This window comes from Pseudomonas sp. P179 (genome assembly GCF_000478485.2).
GTDB classification, from domain to species: Bacteria; Pseudomonadota; Gammaproteobacteria; order Pseudomonadales; family Pseudomonadaceae; genus Pseudomonas; species Pseudomonas aeruginosa.
The window spans coordinates 378,494-401,147 of record NZ_KI517354.1 but is presented as its reverse complement, the minus strand read 5'-3'; the positions used below and the strand labels follow the sequence as shown (position 1 = coordinate 401,147).

Genomic DNA, 22,654 nt, shown 5'->3' with positions numbered 1-22,654 from the left:
GGCCGTTGGACGGATTCCGTTCGATTACCGCACGCGATTGCCGGCCCGGATTGTCGCCGGCGGAGGGCTTGCGTAGTGTGGGTGGACGTTCCGCGCCCGGCGCTTGGTGCCGCGCGGCGATAACAACAACGATAGCAGCCTGAGTGTCCTGCCCATGAATGCCTCCTTGCTCAGCGAGCGCAGCCGGGTGTTCGAACGTGCCGACCCCTATGCGGTGTCCGGCTATGTCAACCGGCACGTCGGTACGCACTGCATACGCCTGCCGGCCGCCGGCAGGCCGCAAGCCAGCCTCGACCACCGCACCTTCGCCAGCCTCGACCTGTGCCGGATCAGCTACGGCGCGGCGGTACGGGTCACCTCGCCGGCGCTGGAGAGCATCTTCCACCTGCAGATCCTCCTGCGCGGCCACTGCCTGTGGCGCGGCGGCGGGCAGGAACACGCCCTGGCGCCGGGCGAGCTGTTGCTGATCAACCCGGACGATCCGGTCGACCTGACCTATTCGGCGGACTGCGAGAAATTCATCGTCAAGCTGCCCTGCGCGCTGCTCGAAGCGATCTGCGCCGAGCAGCGCTGGAGCCATCCGGCGCGCGGCGTGCGTTTCCTCGAACATCGCTATCGCCTGGACCAGCTGGAAGGCTTCGTCGGCCTGCTCGCCCTGGTCTGCCGCGAGGCCGAGTCCGGCGAGCGGCTGGCGCGGGTCGACAGCCACTTCGAGCAGATCCTCGGCAGCAAGCTGCTGACCCTGCTGAAGACCAACGTCAGCCGCGAGGACCCCGGCGATGCGCAGGTCGTCTTCGCCCGCCTCGATGCCTACATCCGCCGCCATCTGCAGAGCGAGATCGAGGTCGCGGCGCTGGCCGAGCAGGCGCACATGAGCACCCGTTCGCTGTACGCGCTGTTCGAGCGCCAGCTTGGCGAGAGCCCTCGGCAATACATTCGCCGGCTGCGCCTGGAGCGCATCCGCGCCTGCCTGGAAGACCCCGGCTGCCGGGTACGCAACCTCACCGAACTGGCCCTGGACTTCGGTTTCGCCCACCTCGGCCGCTTCGCCGAGCAATATCGCCGGCAGTTCGGCGAGCTGCCTTCGGAAACCCTGCGCCGGCGCGCCTAGCGCCGACCGCCACGGCGTGCAGGAATCGGCCAGCGATCCGCAGGCAACGGATATCCCCAGCAGCACGCGCTACCTAACCTGACCGGGCCTGAACAATAACAACGGAGGCCCCGGCCATGTCCCTGGGTAGCGATTACTTGCGTTCTCTGCTCGAGGAAGACCCCGAGCGCGGCGTCTACCGCTGCAAGCGGGAGATGTTCACCGATCCACGCCTGTTCGAACTGGAGATGAAGCACATCTTCGAGGGCAATTGGGTCTATCTCGCTCACGAAAGCCAGGTTGCCGGAGTCAACGACTACCTGACCACCCAGATCGGCCGCCAGTCGATCGTCATCGCGCGCAACCGCGACGGCCAGCTCAACGCCTTCATCAACGCCTGCAGCCACCGTGGCGCGATGCTCTGCCGGCACAAGAGCGGCAATCGCAGCAGCTATACCTGTCCGTTCCACGGCTGGACCTTCAACAACTCCGGCAAGCTGCTCAAGGTCAAGGACCCGGCCGAGGCCGGCTACCCGCAGGGCTTCAACTGCGAGGGCTCGCACGACCTGACCCGGGTGGCGCGCTTCGAGTCCTACCGTGGCTTCCTGTTCGGCAGCCTCAACCCCGATGTCAGGCCGCTGGCCGAGCACCTGGGCGAGTCGGCGAAGATCATCGACATGATCGTCGACCAGTCGCCGGAAGGCCTCGAGGTGCTGCGCGGCTCTTCCAGCTATGTCTACGAAGGCAACTGGAAGCTCACCGCCGAGAACGGCGCCGACGGCTACCACGTCAGCTCGGTGCACTGGAACTACGCGGCGACCCAGAGCCAGCGCCAGCAGCGCGACGCCGCGGACCCGCTGCGGACCATGAGCGCCGCGGGCTGGGCCCGGCAGGGCGGCGGCTTCTACTCGTTCGAGCATGGCCACATGCTGCTCTGGAGTCGCTGGGCCAACCCCGAGGACCGGCCGGCCTTCGAGCGCCGCGCCGAGCTTGCCCGCGACTTCGGCGAGGCCCGCGCCGACTGGATGATCGAGAACTCGCGCAACCTCTGCCTGTACCCCAACGTGTACCTGATGGACCAGTTCAGCTCGCAGATCCGCATCGCCCGGCCGCTGTCGGTGGACCGCACGGAAATCACCATCTACTGCATCGCGCCGAAAGGCGAGAGCGCCGAGGCGCGCGCCCGGCGCATCCGCCAGTACGAGGACTTCTTCAACGTCAGCGGCATGGCCACCCCGGACGACCTGGAGGAGTTCCGTTCCTGCCAGCAGGGCTACCAGGGCAGCGTGGTCGGCTGGAACGACCTGTCGCGCGGCGCCGAACACTGGATAGAGGGCGCCGACGCGGCGGCCGCGGCCATCGACCTGCGGCCGCGCCTGAGCGGCGTGCGCACCGAGGACGAAGGGCTGTTCGTATTGCAGCATCGCTACTGGCAGGAGGCGCTGCTCGCCGCCCTGGAGCGCGAGCGGACGCAGCGCGTGGCGCTGCGGGAGGTGGCGTCATGAGCCTGGGCTACGACGCCCTGCGCGATTTCCTCTACCGCGAGGCGCGCTATCTCGACGACAAGGATTGGGACGCCTGGCTGGCGTTGTACGCCGCGGACGCCAGTTTCTGGATGCCGTCCTGGGACGACCGCGACCAGCTCACCGAGGACCCGCAGCGGGAAATCTCGCTGATCTGGTACGGCAACCGCGGCGGCCTGGAGGACCGGGTATTCCGCATCCGCACCGAGCGCTCCAGCGCGACCCTGCCGGACACCCGCACCTCGCACAACCTGAGCAACATCGAACTGCTCGGCGAGGACGACGGCATCTGCCGCGCGCGCTGCAACTGGCACACCCTGAGCTATCGCTACAAGACCGTGGACAGCTACTTCGGCACCACCTTCTACGACCTCGACGTACGCGGCGAGAGTCCGCTGATCAAGGCCAAGAAAGTGATCCTGAAGAACGACTACGTTCGCCAGCTGATCGACGTCTACCACGTCTGACGCCCGCGCCGGCGGGCTGTCGAGGGACATGCCATGAACCATCGGATCGCACTCAACTTCGAAGACGGGGTGACCCGCTTCATCCATGCCGCGCCCGGCGAGACCGTGGCCGACGCGGCCTACCGCCAGGGCATCAACATCCCCCTGGACTGCCGCGACGGCGCCTGCGGCACCTGCAAGTGCCTGGCCGAGGCCGGGCGCTATGCGCTGGGCCAGGACTACATCGACGATGCCCTCAGCGCCGAGGAAGCCGCCCGCGGCTACGTGCTGACCTGCCAGATGCGCGCCGAAAGCGACTGCGTGCTGCGCGTGCCGGCGTCCTCGACCCTGTGCAGGACCGGCCAGGCGCGCTACGAGGCGCGCATCAGCGAAGTCCGGCAACTGTCGCCGAGCACCATCGGCCTGTCGCTGCGCGGCGAGGCGCTGGCCAGCCTGGCGTTCCTGCCCGGGCAGTACGTCAACCTCCAGGTACCCGGCAGCGAGCAGCGCCGCGCCTACTCCTTCAGCTCGCTGGCGAAGGACGGCGAGGTCAGCTTCCTGATCCGCAACGTCCCCGGCGGGCTGATGAGCGGCTTCCTCAGTGGCACGGCCAGGGCCGGCGACAGCCTGGCGATGGACGGCCCGCTGGGCAGTTTCTACCTGCGCGAGATTCACCGGCCACTGCTGATGCTGGCCGGCGGCACCGGCCTGGCGCCGTTCACCGCGATGCTCGAACGGATCGCCGAGCAGGGCAGCGCGCACCCGCTGCACCTGGTCTACGGGGTGACCCACGACGTCGACCTGGTCGGGCTCGAGCGCCTGGAGGCGTTCGCCGAACGGATTCCCGGCTTCACCTGGAGCGCCTGCGTGGCCAGCGCCGACAGCGACTATCCGCGCAAGGGCTACGTGACCGAGCACATCGCCGCGCAGCACCTGCACGAGGGCGACGTCGACATCTACCTGTGCGGGCCGCCGCCGATGGTCGAGGCGGTCGAGCGCTACCTGCGCGAGCAGGGCGTGCGCCCGGCGAATTTCTACTACGAAAAGTTCGCTGCCAGCGCGGCCTGAACCCGAGCAGCCAAGGAGATTCCCATGAACGACAGATTCCGCGACAAGGTCGCCCTGGTCAGCGGCGCCGCCCAGGGTATCGGCCTGGGCGTGGTCCGGCGCCTGCTGGAGGAAGGCGCGCGGGTGGTGGCGGTGGACCGCTCCGAGCTGGTCCACGAACTGGCCGGCGACGCCTGCCTGTGCCTGACCGCCGACCTGGAGCGCTACGCCGAATGCCAGCGGGTACTGGAGCGGACCCTGGAGCGTTTCGGCCGGCTGGACATCCTGGTCAACAACGTCGGCGGCACCCTCTGGGCGAAGCCCTACCAACACTACGCCGAGGACGAGATCGAGGCCGAGCTGCGGCGTTCGCTGCTGCCCACCTTGTGGTGTTGCCGAGCGGCGCTGCCGGCGATGCTGGGGCAGGGCAGCGGGGCGATCGTCAACGTCTCGTCGGTTGCCACCCGCGGGGTCAACCGGGTGCCCTATGGCGCCGCCAAGGGCGGGGTGAACGCGCTGACCGCCTGCCTGGCGTTCGAGACCGCCGACCAGGGCATCCGCGTCAACGCGGTGGCGCCGGGCGGCACCGACGCGCCGCCGCGAAGGATTCCGCGCAACGCCGCGGCGCAGAGCGAGGAGGAGCGGCGCTGGTATCGACAGATCGTCGAGCAGACCCTCGACAGCAGCCTGATGAAGCGCTACGGCAGCATCGACGAACAGGTCGCGGCGATCCTTTTCCTCGCCTCCGACGAGGCGTCCTACATCACCGGCGTGACCCTGCCGGTAGCTGGCGGTGACCTCGGCTGAGCGCTTCAGTCGCCGCTTTCGGTGAACTTCTCCAGGTACAGCCGCAGATGCTCCAGGGAGTGCTCGCGCAGCCACTGGCGGACCGCCTCGACCATCGGCGGAGGCCCGCACAGGTAGAGGTCGAAAGCTTCGTCGCGCAAGCGGGCGGCGTCGAAATGCTCGTGCAGGTAGCCGCGCCGGCCATCCCAGTCGGCGTCCGCCTCGCTGAGCACCGGGACGAAGCGGAAGCCGGGAAGCCGCTCGGCGTAGCCGGCGATCCGTTGCAATTCGCAGAGATCGTCGGCGCGGCGTACCCCGTAGTAGAGATGCACCGGCCGCTCGCAACCGCGCTCGGCCAGTTCGTCGAGCATGCCGAGGAACGCCGACAGGCCGGTGCCGCCGGCCACCAGCAGCAACGGGCGCTCCACCTGGCGCAGGTAGAAGGTGCCCAGCGGCGCCTCGAAGCGGATCTCGTCGCCGACCCGGCACCCTTGGCGCAGGTAGTCGCTCATGGCGCCGCCCGGGAGCAGGCGGATGAGGAATTGCAGGTGGTTCTGCGGATTCGGCCGGTTGGCGAAGGAGTAGGCGCGCCGGCAGTCGCTGCCGGGTACTTGCAGGCGCGCGTACTGGCCGGGCAGGAAGTCCAGCTGGCGGCCCGCGGCGCCGGCGTCGAGGCGGAGCAGCGCGGTGTCCTCGGAGAGCAGGCGCAGTTCGCGCACCACGCCGCTGTGCGCCTGGGCCGCGGCGGCATGGCAGAGGGTCGAGGCGAAGTCGAAGTAGAAGGCCGCGTCGGAGCGCACCCGGGTCTGGCAGGCGAGCACCTTGCGCTGCTCCAGGTCGGCGGCGGAGAGGGTGTCCTCGTCGGCGTAGTCCAGGCTGTAGCTGCCCGCCTCGCAGCGGCCCATGCAGGTGCCGCAGACCCCTTCGCGGCAGTCCAGCGGCAGGTTGATGCCGTGGCGCAGGGCGGCGTCGAGGAGCAGGTCGTCGTGGCCGACGGGCAGGAACAGGGTCTTGCCGTCGGCGAAGCTGAGGGCGACTTTGTGATTCATCGTGACGGGTCCCGCCGTTCAGAGGTGGTAGAAGTCGAGGACCGAGTCGATCCGGTCGTTGAGCAGGACGATGTGCTTGCGCGCGATCAGCCAGGCCTCTCCATGGGGTTTCAGGCGGTAGGTGGCATGGCCGAAGAAGCTGCCGGTCTGGTCCAGGCGCTGGAACAGGGTCTGCCAGTTGACCCGCACTCGCAGCAGGCCGTCGCCTTCCTCGGCGATGCGCACGTTGCCGATCTGGTGCAGGGTGCGCGGCATCGGCACGGTGGACGCGGCCTTGCCGGTGCGGATACGGAACACCCGGTCTTCCAGGCCGGCACGGCTGGGGTAGTAGATCAGCGACATCTCGCGCTTCGGATCGCGGGTGTAGCGCTGCTCGGACTCCCACTGCGGCAGGTGGAACTCGCACTGTTCGTCGAACTGCGCGAGGTAGCCGTCCCAGTCCTGGGCATCGCAGAGTTCGGCGTGGCGGTAGAGGAACTGTTCGACGCGGTACTGCAGTCCGGCGTTCATGGGGTCACCTCCTTCGCGCGCAGGGCCAGGCGCTCCAGGCCGTCGAGGAGGAAGCGCCGCCAATGCGCGTGCTGGTTGACGTAGAGGCCTTCGTGGGTGATCTCGGTGCCGGTCAGCAGCGGCGCGATACCCAGCGCCTGGCTGTTCGGCGTCGCGCCTTCGAGCCACTTGCCGTGGCCGCGGGAGATGTCGCTCCAGCGCTCCAGGCGGGCCTGGAAGCCACGCTGGGCTTCGCGGAACTCCACCAGGTCGTCGGGCGTGCCCATCCCGGAGACGTTGAAGAAGTCCTCGAACTGGCGGATCCGGTTCTCCCGGTCGGCGTCCGACTCGCCCTTTACGCCGATGCACTGGCTGACGATCTCGGTACGGTTCCAGGCCAGCGGGCGGACGATGCGCAGCTGCGAGCTGATCTGGTCGATGACGAACAGGCTGGGGTAGAGATTGAGGTTGCGCAGGCGATGCATCATCCACTCGGCGCGGGCCTGGCCGTATTCCGCCACCAGCCGCGGCATCACGCTGGCGTAGCCGGGGCGTACGGCGGGGTTGGGCATCTCGCTGAAGAGCACGCTGTGGCCGTTGGCGAAGGAGAACCAGCCGTCGTCGGTGGCCGCGTCGCCGGCGCCGAGCTTGCTGTAGTCGAGGGTGGCGGCCACGCCGCCGCGCTCGGCCTCGACCTGCTGGCGGTGCTGCACGGTGGCTACGTAGTTGTAGTGCACTGTGCTGACGTGATAGCCGTCCAGGCCATTCTCGTTCTGCAGCTTCCAGTTGCCTTCGTAGGTGTAGGTGGAGGTGCCGGGCAACACTTCCAGCTCGCCGCTGGGAGACTGCGCCACCAGCATGTCGAGGAACACCCGGGCGTCGCCGAGGAAGTCCACCAGGTCGTCCTCGCCGGCGACGTCCAGGCTGACGAAGACGAAGCCCCTGTAGCTCTGGATGCGCGCTTTCTTCAGGCCGCGGGTGGCCTTGTCGAAGCCTTCCGGGTATTCGCCCGGCGCCTTGACCTTCACCAGCCGGCCGTCGTTCTTGTAGCACCAGGCATGGAACGGACAGGTGAAGGTCGACTGGTTGCCCTTGCCGACCCGCACCAGGGTCGCGCCGCGATGCTGGCAGGCGTTGACCAGCGCGTGCAACTGGCCGTTGCCGTCGCGGGTGACGATCAGCGGCTGGCGTCCGGCGCGCAGGGTGACGAAGTCGTGGGGCCTGGCCAGTTCGCTTTCGTGGCAGGCGTAGATCCAGTTCTTTTCGAAGATCAGCTCCATCTCCAGGTCGAACAGCTCCGGTTCGGTGAACATGTCCCGGGCGATGCGGAAGATGCCTTCCTCGGGACGGAAGTCGAGGCAGCCGCCGACATAGTCGCGCCACTGTTCGAGGCTTCTGCGGGTAGCGTTCATGCGTTCTCACCCTTGTGCGTTGTCGTTATGGGTGACCCATTCAACGGCCGCGAGCGGGGGCGGGCTATCCGCTTAGTCGACGATGCGCATCCCGAAAATCCGCAGCCGCCGAGGAGCGGCCGGGGGGCTCGCGGAGGGCTCGGCCGAGGTTCGAGCGGCGCTTGCGGCGGACGCTTTGTCCGGAAAGTCGGCGAACGCTATCCGGATAGTGGAGGATGCGGGGAGCCGGCCTTGCGCCGGCATATGCCTTGCATTTTGCTGAAAACAGAGCGCCAGCAGAGCGCACCCCCAGCCTTGCCGTGTCGAGTGCCGAACCATGATGAGGACCCATCCCGTCGCCGATCGTGGCGATCTCCATGCCGACCACCTGGACCTGGCCGCCGCCCGTTCCTGGATGTCGAAGGTCTGCGGGCCGCACCGGCTCGAAGCGGCGAGCCCGGGACTGGTGCAGTTCCAGCACCACGGCAACGTGCTGAAGTCGATGTGCACCACCCTCGGCTACATCGGCTACGGTACCGACGTCACCATCACCGTCGAGGATGCCGCGGCGTTCAACGCCTACAGCCTGAGCCTGCCACTCAGCGGCGAGCAGGAGCTGTGCCGGGGCGGGCTGCGCCTGCTCTCCGACGTCCGCCGCGGGGTGATCATCGCGCCCAACGAGCGCCAGGAGCTGAGCATCGCCGGGGACTGCCGCAAGCTGCAGGTGGTGATCGGCCGCACGGCGATGCGCAAGGTCCTGGAGGAGATGTTGCAGCGGCCGATCGATACGCCCTTGCGCTTCGATCCGGAGATGGATGCCCTGGACGGCGCCTCTGCGTCCTGGTGGCGCACCGTGCGGCACATCAGCGAGGAGATGGCGCGCAGCGAACTCTACGCCCAGGCGTTTTTCAGCAGCGACCTGGAACGCGCGCTGATCAAGGGACTGATCCTGGCCCAGCCGAACAACTACAGCGAGGCCCTGCAGCAGGGCCTTGGCGGGCGCCCGCCGCACTACCTGCTGCGCGCCCGCGAGTTTCTCCAGGCCAACGCCCGCGAGACCCTGAGCCTGGAGGACGTGGAACGCGCCGCCGGGGTCTCGCGGTTCAAGCTGTTCGAGGGCTTCCGTCGCTACTTCGGGGTGTCGCCGATGAGCTACCTGAAGCACTACCGGCTCGCCGCGGTGCGCGAGGAAATCCTCGCCAGCGGCGGCGCCCGCAGCATCTCGACGATCGCCCTGGGCTGGGGCTTCAGCCACCTCGGACGCTTCTCCGTGGACTACCGCAAGCGCTTCGAGGAAACCCCGAGCATGACCCAGCGCCGCGCTGCGCGGCGCTCCTGAGAGGGCGTTCAGGCGTCCTCGCGGCCGATCAGCGCCAGGCAGCGCCGCAGGTGCGGGGAGCCGTCGCCCTGGCGCCGGCTGACGATGATCGGCGAGGTCAGGGAGGCGTCGGCCAGGGCCTGGTAGGCGACGTCGTCGCGGTGCTGCAACTGCACCGAGGCCGGCACCAGGGTCGCGCCGAGTCCGGCGGCGACCAGGCCGATGGCGGTCTGCATCTCGTTGGCCCATTGCGTCACGCGCAGGCTCAGGCCGTGGGTGGCGAACAGCGCCAGCACGTGGTCGGCGTAGCTCGGCCGCGGCTGGCCGGGGTAGAGCACGAACGGCTCGCGCGACAGGCGCTCCAGGCTCAGCGGCTGGCCGAGCAACGGGTGCCCGGCGGGCAGGGCGGCGACCAGCGGCTCTTCGCTGAGCACGCTCTGGCGGATCGCCGGGTCGTCGATGCGGATGCGTCCGAAACCGATGTCGATACGCCCGCTCTTCAGCGCCTCGACCTGTTGCAGGGTGGTCATCTCCAGCAGGCCCAGCTCCAGCTCCGGGTCGCCGCGCAGGTGGCGGATCAGCTCCGGCAGCACGCCATACAGCGCCGAGGGCACGAAGCCGATGCCGAACCACTGGCGCTGGCCCTGGCCGATCCGCCGGGTGCTGTCGCAGATGCTTTCCAGTTGGTCCAGGAGCGTCGCGCTCTGTTCGTGGAAGAAGCGCCCGGCTTCGGTCAGGCGCAGCGGCCGGCCGCGCTCCAGCAGGGCCACCCCGAGCATTTCCTCGAGTTGCTGGATCTGCCGGCTCAGCGGTGGCTGGGCGATGTGCAACTGCTCGGCGGCGCGGGTGAAGTTGAGGGTCCGGGCCAGCGCCTGGAAGTAGCGCAGGTGACGAAGCTCCATGATACCTCCAGGGTATGGTTCGAGAGGAAGATGATATTGGACCCCAGTGAAGAAGGCGATGGATGCTTGGCCGAAACGACGGCGAAACCCGCTCGGTATCGAGCGAGCCTTGAGCAGCGAACCGTCGAAAACCCGACCGCAACCCTGGTGGACCCCCGAGAATGAGCCAAGCCGTGATCCAAAGCCTCGAGTCGATCATCGTCGACCTGCCGACCATCCGCCCGCACAAGCTGGCCATGCACACCATGAACCGGCAGACCCTGGTGATCCTCCGCCTGCGTTGCAGCGACGGCATCGAGGGCCTCGGCGAAGCCACCACCATCGGTGGCCTGGCCTACGGCAGCGAGAGCCCGGAGAGCATCAAGAGCAATCTCGACGCGCATTTCGCCCCGTTGCTGCTGGGCCAGCCGGCGGACAACGTGAATGCCGCGATGCAGCGTCTGGACCGACACATCAGGGGCAACACCTTCGCCCGCTCGGCGGTCGAGACCGCCTTGCTCGACGCCCATGGCAAGCGCCTCGGCCTGGCCGTCAGCGAACTGCTCGGCGGCCGCCTGCACGACAGCCTGGAGGTGGCCTGGACCCTGGCCAGCGGCGACACCGGCCGCGACATCGAGGAAGCCGGGCGGATGCTCGACCTGCGCCGCCACCGGCACTTCAAGCTGAAGATCGGCGCCGGTGAGGTGGATGCCGACGTGGCCCACGCGATCGCCATCAAGCGCGCCCTCGGCGAGCGCGCCAGCGTGCGGGTGGACGTCAACCAGGCCTGGGACGAAGGCGTTGCCCAGCGTGCCTGCGCGACGCTCGGCGACAACGGCATCGCCCTGATCGAACAGCCCATCGCCCGCCACAACCGCGTAGGCCTGGCGCGCCTGAGCAGCCGCGGCGGCGCGCCGATCATGGCCGACGAGGCCATCGAGAGCGTCGAGGATGCCTTCCACCTGGCTCGCGAGGGCGCCGCCCCGGTGTTCGCCCTGAAGATCGCCAAGAACGGCGGACCGCGCGCGGTGCTGCGTAGCGCGGCGATCGCCGAGGCGGCCGGGATCGGCCTGTACGGCGGGACCATGCTCGAGGGCGGCATCGGCACCCTGGCCGCCGCCCACGCCTTCGTCACCCTCGACCGCCTGGCCTGGCACAGCGAACTGTTCGGCCCGTTGCTGCTGACCGAGGACATCCTCCTCGAGTCGCCGCGCTACCAGGATTTCCACTTGCACGTGCCGCGTGCGCCGGGTCTCGGCCTGGCGCTCGACGAGGAGCGCCTGGCGCGCTTCCGCCGGCGCTGAAGCCGTCCCGCAGACAGAGGAGAAACGACCGATGCTGTTCCACGTGAAGATGACCGTGAAGTTGCCCGTCGACATGGACCCGCAACAGGCCGAGCGGCTCAAGGCCGAGGAGAAGGAAATGGCCCAGCGCCTCCAGCGCGAGGGCAGCTGGCGGCACCTCTGGCGGATCGCCGGGCACTACGCCAACTACAGCCTGTTCGACCTGCCCAGCGTCGAGGCGCTGCACGACACCCTGACCCGGCTGCCGCTGTTTCCCTACATGGACATCGAGATCGACGGGCTTTGCCGGCATCCCTCGTCGATCCATGCCGACGACCGCTGAGATTCCCTTCCCACGCCCGACAACAACAAGCAGAGGCAAACGCCATGACCGTGAAGATTTCCCAGACTGCCGACGTCCAGCGCTTCTTCGAAGAGGCCAGCGGCCAGCTCAACGAACGCGGCGATCCGCGCACCAAGGCCCTGGTGCGGCGCATCCTCGACGACACGGCGAAGCTGATCGAAGAAATGCAGGTCACGCCCGACGAATTCTGGAAAGCGGTGGACTACCTGAACCGCCTGGGCAGCCGCCAGGAGGCCGGCCTGCTGGCCGCCGGGCTGGGCCTGGAGCATTACCTGGACCTGCTGCTCGACGCCCAGGACGCCGAGGCCGGCCTCACCGGCGGCACGCCGCGCACCATCGAAGGGCCGCTGTACGTCGCCGGCGCGCCGCTGAGCGACGGCGAGGCACGGATGGACGACGGCCGCGACGCCGGCACCGTGATGTTCCTCCAGGGCCGCGTCAGCGGTCCCGACGGCCAGCCGCTGGCCGGGGCCATCGTCGATGTCTGGCACGCCAATACCCAAGGCACCTATTCCTACTTCGACAGCAGCCAGTCCGAATACAACCTGCGCCGGCGCATCCGTACCGACGCCGACGGCCGCTACCGTGCGCGCAGCATCGTGCCGTCCGGCTACGGTTGCCCGAGCGACGGCCCGACCCAGGAACTGCTCGACCGCCTCGGCCGCCACGGCCAGCGGCCGGCGCACATTCACTTCTTCGTCTCGGCGCCCGGCCATCGCCACCTGACCACCCAGATCAACCTGGCGGGCGACCGCTACCTGTGGGACGACTTCGCCTACGCCACCCGCGATGGGCTGATCGGCGACCTGCGCTTCAACGACGACCCCGCCGCGGCCCGCGACCGCGGCGTGGAGGGCGGACGCTTCGCCGAACTGGATTTCGACTTCCAGCTCCAGGCCAGCCCGGCACCCGCCGCCGAGCGCCGCAGCCAGCGGCCGCGGGCATTGCAGGGGTAAGGCGGGGAGCGGGGAGGGCGGCTGGTCGCTGGCGACCATGCCGCCTTCTTCCGCCAGGCGCGACGGCGGATAAAAAAAGGCGCCATGACTGGCGCCTCAGGACTTGTCCAAAGGAGCAACCCAAAAAGGACAAGTGTATTGCTCGGTGAAAGGCTGCTCAGCCGTTGCCGTTCTTGCGCTCGGCGCATTTGCTGCGGTCGGTCTTCTGCGCTTGCGCTTCCAGTTGTTGCTTCTGCAGGCGCTTTTCGCGCAGTTCTTTCTGCGCGGCGCGGAATTCGGCGTTGTACTGCCAGGAGCGTTCGCTGCCGTCCTGGGCCTGGGCAGTAGCGGCGCCGGTCGCCAGCAGGGCGGCCAGCAGCATCGGGATGATCTTCATGGCAAACCTCTCGGGTTGGCTCGTCGCCGGGGCGAGGTATTCGTCCCGTTTGAGCAAAGAGTAAGAGCGGACGGATTACCCGAGGGTGAGTGGAAAATTACGTTTCCGATAACTTCGGCGATGCTCCGTTGCATGGCGGAGGAGTCTGCGCGAAGCGCATTAAGTGCGAGTTAAGATTGCGGAAAAGTAATCCCCGCCTCATGTCTGCGTCATTTCCCCGGTTCCAGAATCAGCCCCACGGTCAATGCCGGTTGCGGCAGGACTGCGCGGGGGCGCGATCGACCAGAAGTTCACGCACAGCCAGCGCCGCAAGGCATGGCCGCAGAAGAAAAACAGACATGAACCGATCTGGAGCAATCGCCATGCAAGGGGATGGAAAGAAACGACTGTGGACGCTTCCACTGCTGCTGGGCGCCGGACTGATGGCCTCGGCCGTCGCCGAGGAGAACGCCGAGCGGAGCAAGGAAGGTTTCATCGAGGGCAGCGAGGTCAACCTGCTGCTGCGCAACTTCTACTTCAACCGCGACTTCCGCAAGGGCCAATCGAGCCCGGCGGGCGGCGGCTACACCGAGGAGTGGGTGCAGGGCTTCATGGCCAACTTTTCCTCGGGCTTCACCCAGGGCACGCTGGGCGTCGGCATCGACGCCTTCGCCCAGCTCGGCGTGCGCCTGGACAGCGGCGGCGGGCGTTCCGGCGCCGGCGGTAGCGTCGACCTGCTGCCCTATGACGACCAGGGGCGGCCGCAGGACGACTATTCGCGAGCCGGCGGCGCGGTCAAGCTGCGCTGGTATGGCACCGTGCTGCGGGTCGGCGACGTGTTCCCGGAAACCCCGGTGATCCAGTACGGCAACAGCCGGCTGTTCCCCTCCAGCTTCCGTGGCTTCACCCTGGTCAACGACAGCCTGGCGAAGGGCCTGACCCTGCAGGCCGGCAAGCTGAACTCGATGACCCAGCCGAACAGCACCAGCGGCAGCGACGACTTCTACAGCTTCTACACCGGCCGGCGCATCGACTCGCCGTGGGTCGCCTACGCCGGCGGCGACTACCAGGCCACCGAGCACTGGAGCGTCAGCCTCTACGGCAGCCGCCAGAAGGACGCCTGGGACCAGTACTACGCCGGCACCAGCTTCAACTATCCGCTGGACGACAAGCTGTCCCTGCTCGGCGGCGCCAACTACTACAAGGTCAAGGACCAGGGCAGGCAGGTGATGGGCGAACTCGACAACGACATCTGGAGCGTGCGCGGCGGCTTCGCCTACGGCCCGCACCAGGTGCTGCTGTCGTACCAGCGCAACAACGGCGACGACGACTTCGACTACCTGCGCCAGACCGACTCCATCTACCTGGACAACTCGATCCAGTACAGCGACTTCAACTCGCCCAAGGAACGCTCGCTGATGCTCCGCTACGACCTCGACATGGCCGCCTTCGGCGTGCCGGGGCTGAGCTTCATGACCCGCTATGGCAAGGGCTGGGACGCCGATTATTCGAATGCCAACAGCGTCTACATGCGCACCGACGCCAACGGCAACCCGCTGACCAACCAGGGCCGCTGGGAACGCGACGTGGAGGTCAAGTACGTGGTGCAGGGCGGCGCGGCCAAGGACCTGGCGTTCCGCGTGCGCCAGGCCACGGTGCGCTCCGACAGCTTCGAGTCGGACCTCGACGAAGTCCGCCTGATCGTCGAATACCCGCTGCAAATCCTCTGAAGGCGCGCCGCCGCCCCATCCGGGGCGGCGCTCTGCGACAGCCCGTTGCTGGCGGCTGCGCGGCGGCGCTGCTACTTTCCTCTGGGTAGGCGGGCCGAAGGGCGGTTCCTGGCCGGGCATGGCTTCGACCTGCCGGTGGGCGCCGCGACCCGAACCTCGGCCACGCCATTCCACCCATGCCGCCCGGGCACCGGCGTGCCCGTGGCAGCCCAGGCTACGGGCGCCGCGTAGCCAGCCAAGCGGGAGTCGACATGGCCTCGTGGACCTTGGTGGACGCCAGCGCGATCGCTGTCCGCCATCCCTACACCTTCTACAAACCGGACGCGGAGACCATCGACCGGGTCGCCGCCGGGGAAAGCGTCAAGCTGATCTTCGCCTTCGATACCGACAACCCCGATGCGCCGCGCGCCGAGCGGCTCTGGGTGACGGTCGAGGGCATCGAGGCGGATGGCGCCTTCAGCGGCCGCCTGGACAACTATCCGCAATACATCCGCGACCTGTCGCTGGGCGAGCGCATCGTCTTCGAGGCGCGGCACATCATCAACACCGAGCACGACCCGCGGGAAACGCCGATCTCGCGCTATGCCCGGCGCTGCTTCGTGACGCGCCGGGTGATAGACGAGGGGAAGGCGGTCGGCTACCTCTACCGCGAGGCGCCGGAAGAGGAAAACGACAGCGGCTGGCGGCTGATGGCCGGCGACGAGTCGGACGACTACATGAATACCGCCGGGACCACCGCCTACGTCAGCCTGGGCTCGGTGCTGAACGCCGACGACAGCATCCTGCCGCTGCTCGAGGCGCCGCCGGGACGGGCGTTCGAGCGGCTGGCCGACGGTTCCTTCATAGAGGTGCAGGGACCGGAGGGTTGAGCCTCAGCCAGGCAGCTCGGCGAGGAAGCGCTCCAGGCGCTCGGCCAGGGCCAGGTAGTCGTCGGGACTGCGGTTGCTGCCCATCTTTCCCGACCTGACCCGCCTGGCGTCGCTGCGCTCGCGCTCGGCGCGGCTGGCGAGGGCCAGGCGCAGGGCGCTGGCCCGCGACGGCGACTCCTCCAGCAGCGGTCGCGCCATGATCCGCGCGGCGTCGGCGTCGCCGTATTGCAGGGCGAGGAGCACCGTATTCGGGTCGGAGATCGCGCCGAGCCGCAACAGGCGTTCGGCCAGGACCGCATCGAGGTGCGCGGCGCCAATCTGCAGGCTGTCCTGGTGCACCGCGACGCCCTGGTCGAGCAGCCATCTGGCGGCCTCCAGGCGCCCGCGGGCGAGGCAGGCCTCCAGCACGCCGCCGCGTCCGCGCAAGGTTTCGGCGAAGTCGCAGCCGGCATCGCGCAGGCGTTGCAGCAGGTCGATGTCGCCGTCTTGCGCAGCTTCGGCCAGGGCCAGTTGACGCAGCCTTGGCTCGGCGGCCAGGCTGCCGTCGGCGAGGGCCGGCCGCCAGTCGAGGATGCGCTGGCGCAGCAGGACTTCCAGGCGGCCCTTCAGCGCCTTGCCGGGCTCCCCGGCGGCCTCCAGGGCGTCCAGCGCTTCCAGCAGCTCGTCGGCCACGCCGCAGGCGTTCTCGGCGTCGAACGGGTCCTGTTCGAAGGACAGCAGGCGGAACAGCCCGCCGACGTCGTCGGCCAGGCGCGTCACCGAATCCTGGTGCAGGCGTCCGGCCCAGGCCGGCGGCAGGCCGTGGCTCCAGGCGATTACCGCGCCATGCTCGGGGCCGGGTTCGACGCAGACGTAGAGCCGCTCCAGGTACTCGAAGCCACCGAACGGCAGGTAGGCCAGCTTGCCGTTCCAGTCGCGGCCTTCTTCTGCCGCGGCTTCCGCCGCCAGCTCGAGCTCGTGTTCGATCCAGCCCCAGAGGTCGTGGTAGCCGTCGCTGTCCGGATAGAACAGTTCGCTGAAAGAGAACGGGTGGCGGTGGCCGTCGTAGTCGACTTCCAGGTCATAGCCGAGGCGCCCGCCGAAACAGGTGCGCCAGAGGCGCAGCAGCTCTTCTGGAATCGGTCCGGCCAGGCCTTCGGCAAGACGCTGGACGTGTTCGGCGGACACCGGCGGCTGGGCGTCGTACACCACGCAGCCGTCGAACACGGCCAGGCGATGGGCCAGCAGGAGTTGGCGTTCGGCGGGGGAGAGTTCCATTCTCTGTGGTCCTGTCGATTCGGGGCGGCCACTCTAGCACGGCGAGGGTGCGCGTTCCGCAACGCCTTGGCTATCATGCGCGGCTTTCCATCCGCCCTGGCCGGAGTCCGTCGAACCATGCACACCTTGCAGCAACTGCGCAGCGGCGAACTGGCCGGCGCCACGCGCCTGGACCTGTCCTGCGGCCTGCGCGAGTTCCCCCGGGAAATCTTCGAACTGGCCGACTCCCTGGAGGTGCTCAACCTCAGCGGCAATGCCCTGGACAGCCTACCGGACGACCTCGGCCGGCTGCATCGTCTCAAGGTGCTGTTCTGTTCCGCCAACGACTTCGCCGAATTGCCGGCGGCGGTGGGCGACTGTCCGGCGCTGAGCATGGTCGGCTTCAAGTCCAACCGCATCGAGCGGGTGCCGGCCGCGGCCCTGCCGCCAGCGCTGCGCTGGCTGATCCTCACCGACAACCGGATTGCCACGCTGCCCGAGGAACTGGGCCGCCGGCCGTTGCAGAAGCTGATGCTGGCCGGCAACCGCCTGGAGGCCTTGCCCGAGAGCATGGCCGCTTGCGAAGGCCTGGAACTGCTGCGGATCGCCGCCAACCGTTTCCAGCGCCTGCCGGCCTGGCTGGCGACGCTGCCGCGCCTGGCCTGGCTGGCCTACGCCGGCAACCCGTTGTGCCGTCTGCCGGCGCTGGCCGACAGCGGCATCGCTGCGCTGGACTGGAGCGAGCTGAGCCTGGACGGTTTGATCGGCGAAGGAGCCTCCGGGGTCATCCATCGCGCCGGCTGGCACCAGCCGGACGGCTCGACGCGCACGGTGGCGCTGAAGCTGTTCAAGGGCGAAGTGACCAGCGATGGCACCCCCGCCAGCGAGATGGCCGCCTGCCTGGCGGCGGGGCGCCATGCGCAATTGATCGAGGTGCTCGGCCAGCTCGCCGGGCATCCGCAAGGGCGCGACGGGCTGGTGCTGGAGCTGCTCGACGACGCCTATCGCAACCTGGCGGGGCCGCCGAGCCTGGAGTCCTGTACCCGCGACGTCTATCCGCCGGGACTGCGCTTCGAGCTGGCCACGGCGCTGCACCTGGCGGCCTCGCTCGCCGCGTTGATGGCCCATCTGCATGGACGCGGCATCAGCCATGGCGACTTCTATGCGCATAACATCCTCTGGCGCGAGGATGGCGCCTGCCTGCTGGGCGATTTCGGCGCCGCGTCCTTTCTCCCGGACGACGCCGTGCTCGCCGGCGCCCTGCGGCGCCTGGAAGTACGTGCCTTCGCCTGCCTGCTGGAAGAGTTGCTCGAGCGCAGCGAGGCGCCGCCGGGGCAGGCCTCGCTACGTGCGGCGCTGGTCGAGTTGCAGCGACGTTGCGCGCTGCCACGGGTGAGCGAGCGGCCGGACTTCGGCGAGATCCAGGCGATCTTGCGCGACCTTGCCGCTCGCAGCCAGGCGTTTCCTCAAGTTCGATGAATTTGTCCGAAATTGACCGCAGGCTGATAAATATCAACGTAGTTCTAGCGGGCTTGGAGCTAGACTGACAAGTATGTCAGGAACGCGGCCAACGAGGGTAAACATGGATTCCTACGGCGTCACTTTCGCAATCATCGTGCTGGGCATGCTCTTCATCGGCACGGGTTTCACCAAGCGCGACACGCCGTTCGGCCTGTTCCTCATGTGGGTCGGGGTGATCTGCATGCTGGCCATCATCAGCTACCGCATCTATATCGCCACCCATTACTGAAGCGCCACCCGCGCCTGCAATGGCGGGCGCGGAGGTCCGCCGCTCAGTCGCGCGTCTCGCCCATGGCCCGGGCATAGCCGGACGGGGCGAAGCGCAGGGTCACCAGCAACATCGCCACCACGCTCGCCGCGAGCAGCAGCCAGGAGGCCTGGAAGCTGCCGGTGGCGTCGCGCAGCCAGCCGGTCAGGTAGGGCACGATGCCGGTGATGATGAAGCCGATGCCTTGCACGAAGGCCGCCAGGCTTCCCGCCGCACGCGGCTCGTGGAGGTGGTCGAGGGTCAGGGTCAGGCTGAGGGCGAAGCAGGCGCCCAGGCCGTAGCCGATCAACGCCACCCACAGTGCCGCGTGCTGTAGCGGCATCAGCAGCAGGCCGCAGAAGCCGCCGAGCTGGACCAGCAGCGCGGCCAGCAGCCAGGGCCGGCGGTCGAGGCGGCGGCGAATCAGCAGCGGCACGCTGAGCGCGGCGAGCACCTGGAAGATGGTCATGATCCCGACCAGCCCGCCGCTGTCCTGGGCGCTCCAGCCGAGCTGGCGGTAGTACACCGGCAACCAGGCCACCATGCTGGTGTAGCCGCCGTTGATCAGCCCGAAATACACCGCCAGCAGCCAGCCACGGCGATTGCCGAAGAAGTGCCGGACCGGCCCCTCGCCAGCGCTCGGCAGCACCTCCCTTGGCCGCGCGAACATCCACAGCAGCAGCGCCAGCAGGGCCGGTACGGCCCAGGCGCCGAGGCCGGCCTGCCAGTTGGAGAAGTGTTCGGCGATCCGCGGGCTGAGCACCGCCGCGGTTCCGCCGCCGGCCATCAGCGAGGCCGAGTAGAGGCCCATCGCCGCCGGGACCCGCCTCGGGAACCAGCGCTTGACCACGCCCGGTACCAGCGCCTGGATGATCGCCACGCCGCTGCCGGCCAGCGCGGCGCTGGCGATCAGCGCCAGCCCGCTATCCAGTTCCAGGCGCCAGAGGCAGGCTGCGGCGATGGCCAGCAGTCCGCAGACGATGCCGCGGTGCTCGGCCAGCCAGCGCCCGAGCCAGGGCAGCAACAGCGCCACCAGGCCCATGCAGAGCACCGGCAACACCGTCAGCAGCGACGCGCCCTGGAAGCCGAGACCGGTGCCGGCGGTGATTTCCTCGAGCAGCGGGCCGATGCCGGTGAGGATCGGTCGCAGGTTGATGCCGAGGCAGAAGATCACCAGCAGGCCGACCCAACTGACCTCCGCCGCGCCGACGCCGGTGGCGGCCTGGCCGCCGGAAGGGATTCGCGCGCTCATGCCTGGCGTTGCCGCCATTGCCGGTACAGACCCTCTTCGCCGGCAGGACGCAGGGCGCGTAGCGGCAGGCTTTGCCGCTGTGGCGGGCGCGCCATCTCGGCGTAGAGCGTGGCCGTGGACAGGCCGAACGGTTCGCCGTCCTCGTTGGAATAGGCGAACCAGGCCGCCTGGATGCCGCAGAGATGCATGGCGGCCAGACACATCGGGCAGGGATGGCCGCTGGCGTAGATCACACAACCGTCCAGACGCGGGCTGCCGAGCGCCTGACTGGCCTGGCGGATCGCCTGCAGTTCGGCGTGGGCGCTGGGATCGTGGGTCTCGTGGATCTGGTTGACGCCGCGGGCCAGGACCCGCCCGTCGCGCACCAGCACGGCGCCGAACGGGCGGCCGCCGGCCTCGACGTTGGCGCGGGCGAGGGCGATGGCCTCGCGCATGAAGATTTCATCGGACATGTCTTTCTCCTTCGCTTTCATTGGGCGCCGGCGGCCAGCAGCAGCCGCTCGATCCCGCCCTGGCCGCGCTGGCGGGCGTGGGCCAGCGGGCTGACGCCGTCGGCATCGGCCAGGTTGACGTCGGCGCCGGCGTCGATCAGCAGGCGCACGATCTCCTGGTGGCGCGGACCACCGTCACTCAGCAGGATCGCCTCGAGCAGCCCGGTCCAGCCGAGCTTGTTGACATGGTTGGGATCGACCCCGGCTTGCAGCAGCGTCTTCACCACTTCCACATGGCCGCGTTCGCAGGCCGGGATCAGCGCGGTGCCGCCATAGCGGTTGGTACTCTTCAGGTCGGCGCCGTGGAGCAGGGTCAGGCGCAGGATTTCCAGGCGGCCCTCGGCGCCGGCCAGCAGATACGGGCTGTCGAGCCGGCTGTTCTGCCGGTTGACGTCGGCGCCGGCCTCGATCAACTGGCGCGCCACCGCCAGGTGGTCGTTGGCGGTGGCCAGCAGCAGCGGGGTGCTACCGTCGGCGCTGGGCGCGTCGACCTCGACCTTGCGTTCGAGCAGGCTGGCGACCTGCGCGGTATCGCCGCGACGCGCGGCTTCGAGCAATGCTCCGGCGTCGCTCGCGCCGGCGCCTCCGCTGAATGCTGCGCAGACCAGCATGGCTCCGCTCCTGCATAGATTGGCCAGGGACATGTCGATGGGCTCCGATAGGCGTTGGCGAAAAGTATGGCGTCGATGTCATGTATGCTGAAATTAAATGATGTAATGCCTTTCAGTGGGAGTGTGCATGCTCGATCTGGTCCTGCTCCGTACCTTCGTCAGCGTTGTCGACACCGGCAACTTCACCCGCGCCGGCGAACACCTGCATCTGACCCAGTCCACCGTCAGCCAGCAGGTCATCCGCCTCGAACAGAACCTCGGTTGCCGCCTGCTCGACCGCAGCCAGCGGCAGGTTTTGCCGACCGAGGAAGGCGAGCGTCTGCTTGGCTACGCGCGGCGCCTGCTGCGGCTCTCGGACGAGGCCAGCGAGGCCCTCAGCCCGGCCCATGGCGACGGCGTGCTGCGCCTCGGCGTGCCGGAAGACCTCGCCGGCGAAGTGCTGATGCCGGTGCTGACGCGCTTCACCGAAGAGCGTCCGCGACTGCGCCTGGAGGTCGAGAGCGGTCTCAGCCATCACCTGCTGCGCCTCTATCGCAGCGGCGAGCTGGACCTGCTGCTGGTCAAGCAGTGGGGGGCCGACAGCGACTGCCATGCACGCTGGGCCGAGCCGCTGGGCTGGTTCGGCAGCGCCACGCGGCCGTTCGGCGAGGGTTCGCCGGAGGAGCCGGTGCCGCTGGTGGTGTTCCCGGTCGGCGCGCTGTATCGCCAGGAGATGATCCATGCCCTGGAGAGCATCGGGCGTCGCTGGCGCATCGGCTATTCCAGCGCCAGCCTGGCCAGCCTGGTGGCCGCGGTCGGCGCCGGACTGGGGGTCAGCCTGCTGCCGCTGGGCTGCGTCGGGCCCGAGCATCGCCTGCTTGGCGCGCAGGCCGGCTTCCCGCCCATCGCTGGCCTGGAGCTGGCGCTCTACGCGCGGCCCGAGCTGGACAGCGCCGGGCGCACCCTCCGCGACCGCCTGCGCGACCTCTGCGATGCACGCCTGGAAGGGTTGCAGGGCGAGCGCTGAGCGCTGTCTCCGGGCTATGATCCGGCTCCCTCAGCGAATGGACACGGAAGCCCGCCACATGTCCCGACCCACCCTGCAAGTCGACCTGCTGGTCGAGTCCTTCAACTACAAGGCCTGGTCCGACCGCCGCACCCTCGATGCCATCGCCCGGATCGACGCCGAGGCGTTCCCGGCCTCGCTGGCCTTCGCCTTGCAACAGCTCAATCACATGGCGATCGTCGAGGAACTGTTCAGGGCGCGCCTGCTGGGCGAGCCGGCGCCCCACCAACAGACCAACAGCGAGGTGGTGCCTGGCTACGACGTCCTGCGTCGCCGGCTGGAAGATTCGGCCGCCTGGTTCGCCGGCTATGTCGCCGAGCTGCCGCTGGAGCGTCGCGGCGAATGGCTGCGCTTCCGCTTCGCCGATGGCCGCGACGGCGGCATGACGCGCCAGGAGATCCTCTTCCATATCGTCAACCATGGCACCTACCATCGCGGCGCCATCGGTCATGCCCTCGACCTGGCGGGCGCGCCCCGGCCGGCGGATACCTACACCCTGTATATCCACTCCGCGCAGCCGGAGCGGCGGGAATAGCCCGCGGCAATGGCCGCCGAGCCTCTACGCCATCGCCGAGAAACGACGTGGGGCTCGACCGAGCCCCCGCGCTGCGCATAAAAAAGCCCCGCGACCAGGAGCTGCAATCGCGGGGCTGGAGTGGCCGATTTCCATCGGC

General features: G+C 68.6%; 24 protein-coding genes. 15 read left to right on the top strand and 9 right to left on the bottom strand.

Translation table 11 applies throughout. The annotated features are described in order from the left end of the window. Positions 1–154: 154 nt before the first annotated feature. The 5 genes from HMPREF1224_RS14445 to HMPREF1224_RS14425 all read left to right on the top strand — a co-directional run bounded on the left by HMPREF1224_RS14445 (position 155) and on the right by HMPREF1224_RS14425 (position 4,913). Complete coding sequence (locus HMPREF1224_RS14445) at positions 155–1,111, top strand: AraC family transcriptional regulator (protein WP_003109534.1); 957 nt, start codon at positions 155–157, stop codon at positions 1,109–1,111. Between the two features lie 116 nt (positions 1,112–1,227). After that, entirely contained in the window at positions 1,228–2,595 is a 1,368-nt protein-coding gene (gene benA, locus HMPREF1224_RS14440; RefSeq protein ID WP_003113315.1) for a benzoate 1,2-dioxygenase large subunit, read from the top strand. Then, a complete protein-coding gene (gene benB / locus HMPREF1224_RS14435; protein ID WP_003120077.1) occupies positions 2,592–3,080 on the top strand; it encodes a benzoate 1,2-dioxygenase small subunit in 489 nt (162 codons plus the stop codon). Before benA ends, benB begins: the two co-directional genes overlap by 4 nt. 33 nt (positions 3,081–3,113) lie before the next feature. Further along, positions 3,114–4,127: a benzoate 1,2-dioxygenase electron transfer component BenC gene (benC, locus tag HMPREF1224_RS14430; RefSeq protein WP_003109537.1), complete on the top strand. Its 1,014-nt coding sequence runs from the start codon at positions 3,114–3,116 to the stop codon at positions 4,125–4,127. 24 nt (positions 4,128–4,151) lie between these two features. Then, positions 4,152–4,913, top strand: a complete 762-nt coding sequence (locus HMPREF1224_RS14425; protein WP_003116862.1) for a 1,6-dihydroxycyclohexa-2,4-diene-1-carboxylate dehydrogenase — start codon at positions 4,152–4,154, stop codon at positions 4,911–4,913. 5 nt (positions 4,914–4,918) lie between these two features. On the opposite strand, the gene antC is transcribed toward HMPREF1224_RS14425, so the two are convergent. Genes antC through antA form a run of 3 tightly spaced genes read right to left on the bottom strand, consistent with a single transcriptional unit; the run spans position 4,919 to position 7,842 of the window. Further along, the gene (antC, locus tag HMPREF1224_RS14420) at positions 4,919–5,941 is read right to left on the bottom strand and encodes an anthranilate 1,2-dioxygenase electron transfer component AntC (RefSeq protein ID WP_010793060.1); all 1,023 of its coding nucleotides are present in this window, start codon (positions 5,939–5,941) and stop codon (positions 4,919–4,921) included. An 18-nt stretch (positions 5,942–5,959) separates the two neighbouring features. Continuing rightward, positions 5,960–6,451: an anthranilate 1,2-dioxygenase small subunit gene (gene antB, locus HMPREF1224_RS14415; protein WP_003158531.1), complete on the bottom strand. Its 492-nt coding sequence runs from the start codon at positions 6,449–6,451 to the stop codon at positions 5,960–5,962. Further along, on the bottom strand, positions 6,448–7,842 hold the full coding sequence (gene antA / locus HMPREF1224_RS14410; protein ID WP_003113310.1) for an anthranilate 1,2-dioxygenase large subunit: 1,395 nt from the start codon (positions 7,840–7,842) through the stop codon (positions 6,448–6,450). Before antA ends, antB begins: the two co-directional genes overlap by 4 nt. Positions 7,843–8,158: 316 nt before the next feature. On the opposite strand from antA, the gene HMPREF1224_RS14405 reads away from it, so the two are divergent. After that, the gene (locus HMPREF1224_RS14405; protein ID WP_003113309.1) at positions 8,159–9,160 is read left to right on the top strand and encodes an AraC family transcriptional regulator; all 1,002 of its coding nucleotides are present in this window, start codon (positions 8,159–8,161) and stop codon (positions 9,158–9,160) included. A gap of 8 nt (positions 9,161–9,168) precedes the next feature. Here the strand turns inward: HMPREF1224_RS14405 and HMPREF1224_RS14400 are convergent, their stop codons facing one another. Continuing rightward, the gene (locus tag HMPREF1224_RS14400) at positions 9,169–10,041 is read right to left on the bottom strand and encodes a LysR family transcriptional regulator (protein WP_003089870.1); all 873 of its coding nucleotides are present in this window, start codon (positions 10,039–10,041) and stop codon (positions 9,169–9,171) included. Positions 10,042–10,202: 161 nt separating this feature from the next. Between HMPREF1224_RS14400 and HMPREF1224_RS14395 the strand changes: the two genes are divergently transcribed. From HMPREF1224_RS14395 to catA, 3 genes are read left to right on the top strand one after another with little or no spacing between them, the layout of a single operon-like run. Then, positions 10,203–11,324: a muconate cycloisomerase family protein gene (locus tag HMPREF1224_RS14395; RefSeq protein ID WP_003113308.1), complete on the top strand. Its 1,122-nt coding sequence runs from the start codon at positions 10,203–10,205 to the stop codon at positions 11,322–11,324. A gap of 31 nt (positions 11,325–11,355) precedes the next feature. Further along, on the top strand, positions 11,356–11,646 hold the full coding sequence (catC, locus tag HMPREF1224_RS14390; RefSeq protein ID WP_003089864.1) for a muconolactone Delta-isomerase: 291 nt from the start codon (positions 11,356–11,358) through the stop codon (positions 11,644–11,646). 44 nt (positions 11,647–11,690) lie between these two features. Continuing rightward, positions 11,691–12,623, top strand: coding sequence for a catechol 1,2-dioxygenase (gene catA / locus HMPREF1224_RS14385; RefSeq protein ID WP_003113307.1), 933 nt, complete (start codon positions 11,691–11,693; stop codon positions 12,621–12,623). A gap of 157 nt (positions 12,624–12,780) precedes the next feature. On the opposite strand, the gene HMPREF1224_RS14380 is transcribed toward catA, so the two are convergent. Beyond that, positions 12,781–12,999, bottom strand: coding sequence for a hypothetical protein (locus HMPREF1224_RS14380; RefSeq protein ID WP_003089862.1), 219 nt, complete (start codon positions 12,997–12,999; stop codon positions 12,781–12,783). Positions 13,000–13,361: 362 nt separating this feature from the next. Between HMPREF1224_RS14380 and HMPREF1224_RS14375 the strand changes: the two genes are divergently transcribed. Then, the gene (locus HMPREF1224_RS14375) at positions 13,362–14,708 is read left to right on the top strand and encodes an OprD family porin (protein WP_003089861.1); all 1,347 of its coding nucleotides are present in this window, start codon (positions 13,362–13,364) and stop codon (positions 14,706–14,708) included. Positions 14,709–14,959: 251 nt separating this feature from the next. After that, positions 14,960–15,577, top strand: a complete 618-nt coding sequence (locus tag HMPREF1224_RS14370) for an immunity protein Imm33 domain-containing protein (RefSeq protein WP_010793059.1) — start codon at positions 14,960–14,962, stop codon at positions 15,575–15,577. Positions 15,578–15,580: 3 nt separating this feature from the next. Here the strand turns inward: HMPREF1224_RS14370 and HMPREF1224_RS14365 are convergent, their stop codons facing one another. Next, complete coding sequence (locus tag HMPREF1224_RS14365) at positions 15,581–16,834, bottom strand: SMI1/KNR4 family protein (RefSeq protein ID WP_010793058.1); 1,254 nt, start codon at positions 16,832–16,834, stop codon at positions 15,581–15,583. Between the two features lie 117 nt (positions 16,835–16,951). On the opposite strand from HMPREF1224_RS14365, the gene HMPREF1224_RS14360 reads away from it, so the two are divergent. Together HMPREF1224_RS14360 and HMPREF1224_RS14355 are read left to right on the top strand one after the other, a co-directional pair. Beyond that, entirely contained in the window at positions 16,952–18,292 is a 1,341-nt protein-coding gene (locus HMPREF1224_RS14360; RefSeq protein ID WP_010793057.1) for a leucine-rich repeat-containing protein kinase family protein, read from the top strand. A 103-nt stretch (positions 18,293–18,395) separates the two neighbouring features. Next, positions 18,396–18,563, top strand: a complete 168-nt coding sequence (locus HMPREF1224_RS14355; protein ID WP_003089849.1) for a hypothetical protein — start codon at positions 18,396–18,398, stop codon at positions 18,561–18,563. Positions 18,564–18,606: 43 nt separating this feature from the next. On the opposite strand, the gene HMPREF1224_RS14350 is transcribed toward HMPREF1224_RS14355, so the two are convergent. The 3 genes from HMPREF1224_RS14350 to HMPREF1224_RS14340 are packed head-to-tail and all read right to left on the bottom strand — an operon-like array spanning position 18,607 to position 20,935. Next, positions 18,607–19,833 carry a CynX/NimT family MFS transporter gene (locus tag HMPREF1224_RS14350; RefSeq protein ID WP_003113304.1) on the bottom strand — a complete coding sequence of 409 codons (1,227 nt, stop codon included), beginning with the start codon at positions 19,831–19,833 and terminating at the stop codon, positions 18,607–18,609. After that, positions 19,830–20,285, bottom strand: a complete 456-nt coding sequence (locus tag HMPREF1224_RS14345) for a nucleoside deaminase (protein WP_003122651.1) — start codon at positions 20,283–20,285, stop codon at positions 19,830–19,832. Before HMPREF1224_RS14345 ends, HMPREF1224_RS14350 begins: the two co-directional genes overlap by 4 nt. A 17-nt stretch (positions 20,286–20,302) precedes the next feature. Beyond that, a complete protein-coding gene (locus HMPREF1224_RS14340; RefSeq protein ID WP_003109549.1) occupies positions 20,303–20,935 on the bottom strand; it encodes an ankyrin repeat domain-containing protein in 633 nt (210 codons plus the stop codon). A 127-nt stretch (positions 20,936–21,062) separates the two neighbouring features. On the opposite strand from HMPREF1224_RS14340, the gene HMPREF1224_RS14335 reads away from it, so the two are divergent. Both HMPREF1224_RS14335 and HMPREF1224_RS14330 read left to right on the top strand, forming a co-directional pair. Continuing rightward, a complete protein-coding gene (locus HMPREF1224_RS14335) occupies positions 21,063–21,941 on the top strand; it encodes a LysR substrate-binding domain-containing protein (protein WP_003122653.1) in 879 nt (292 codons plus the stop codon). A 58-nt stretch (positions 21,942–21,999) separates the two neighbouring features. Beyond that, entirely contained in the window at positions 22,000–22,515 is a 516-nt protein-coding gene (locus tag HMPREF1224_RS14330) for a DinB family protein (RefSeq protein ID WP_003089838.1), read from the top strand. The last annotated feature ends 139 nt before the right edge of the window (positions 22,516–22,654 follow it).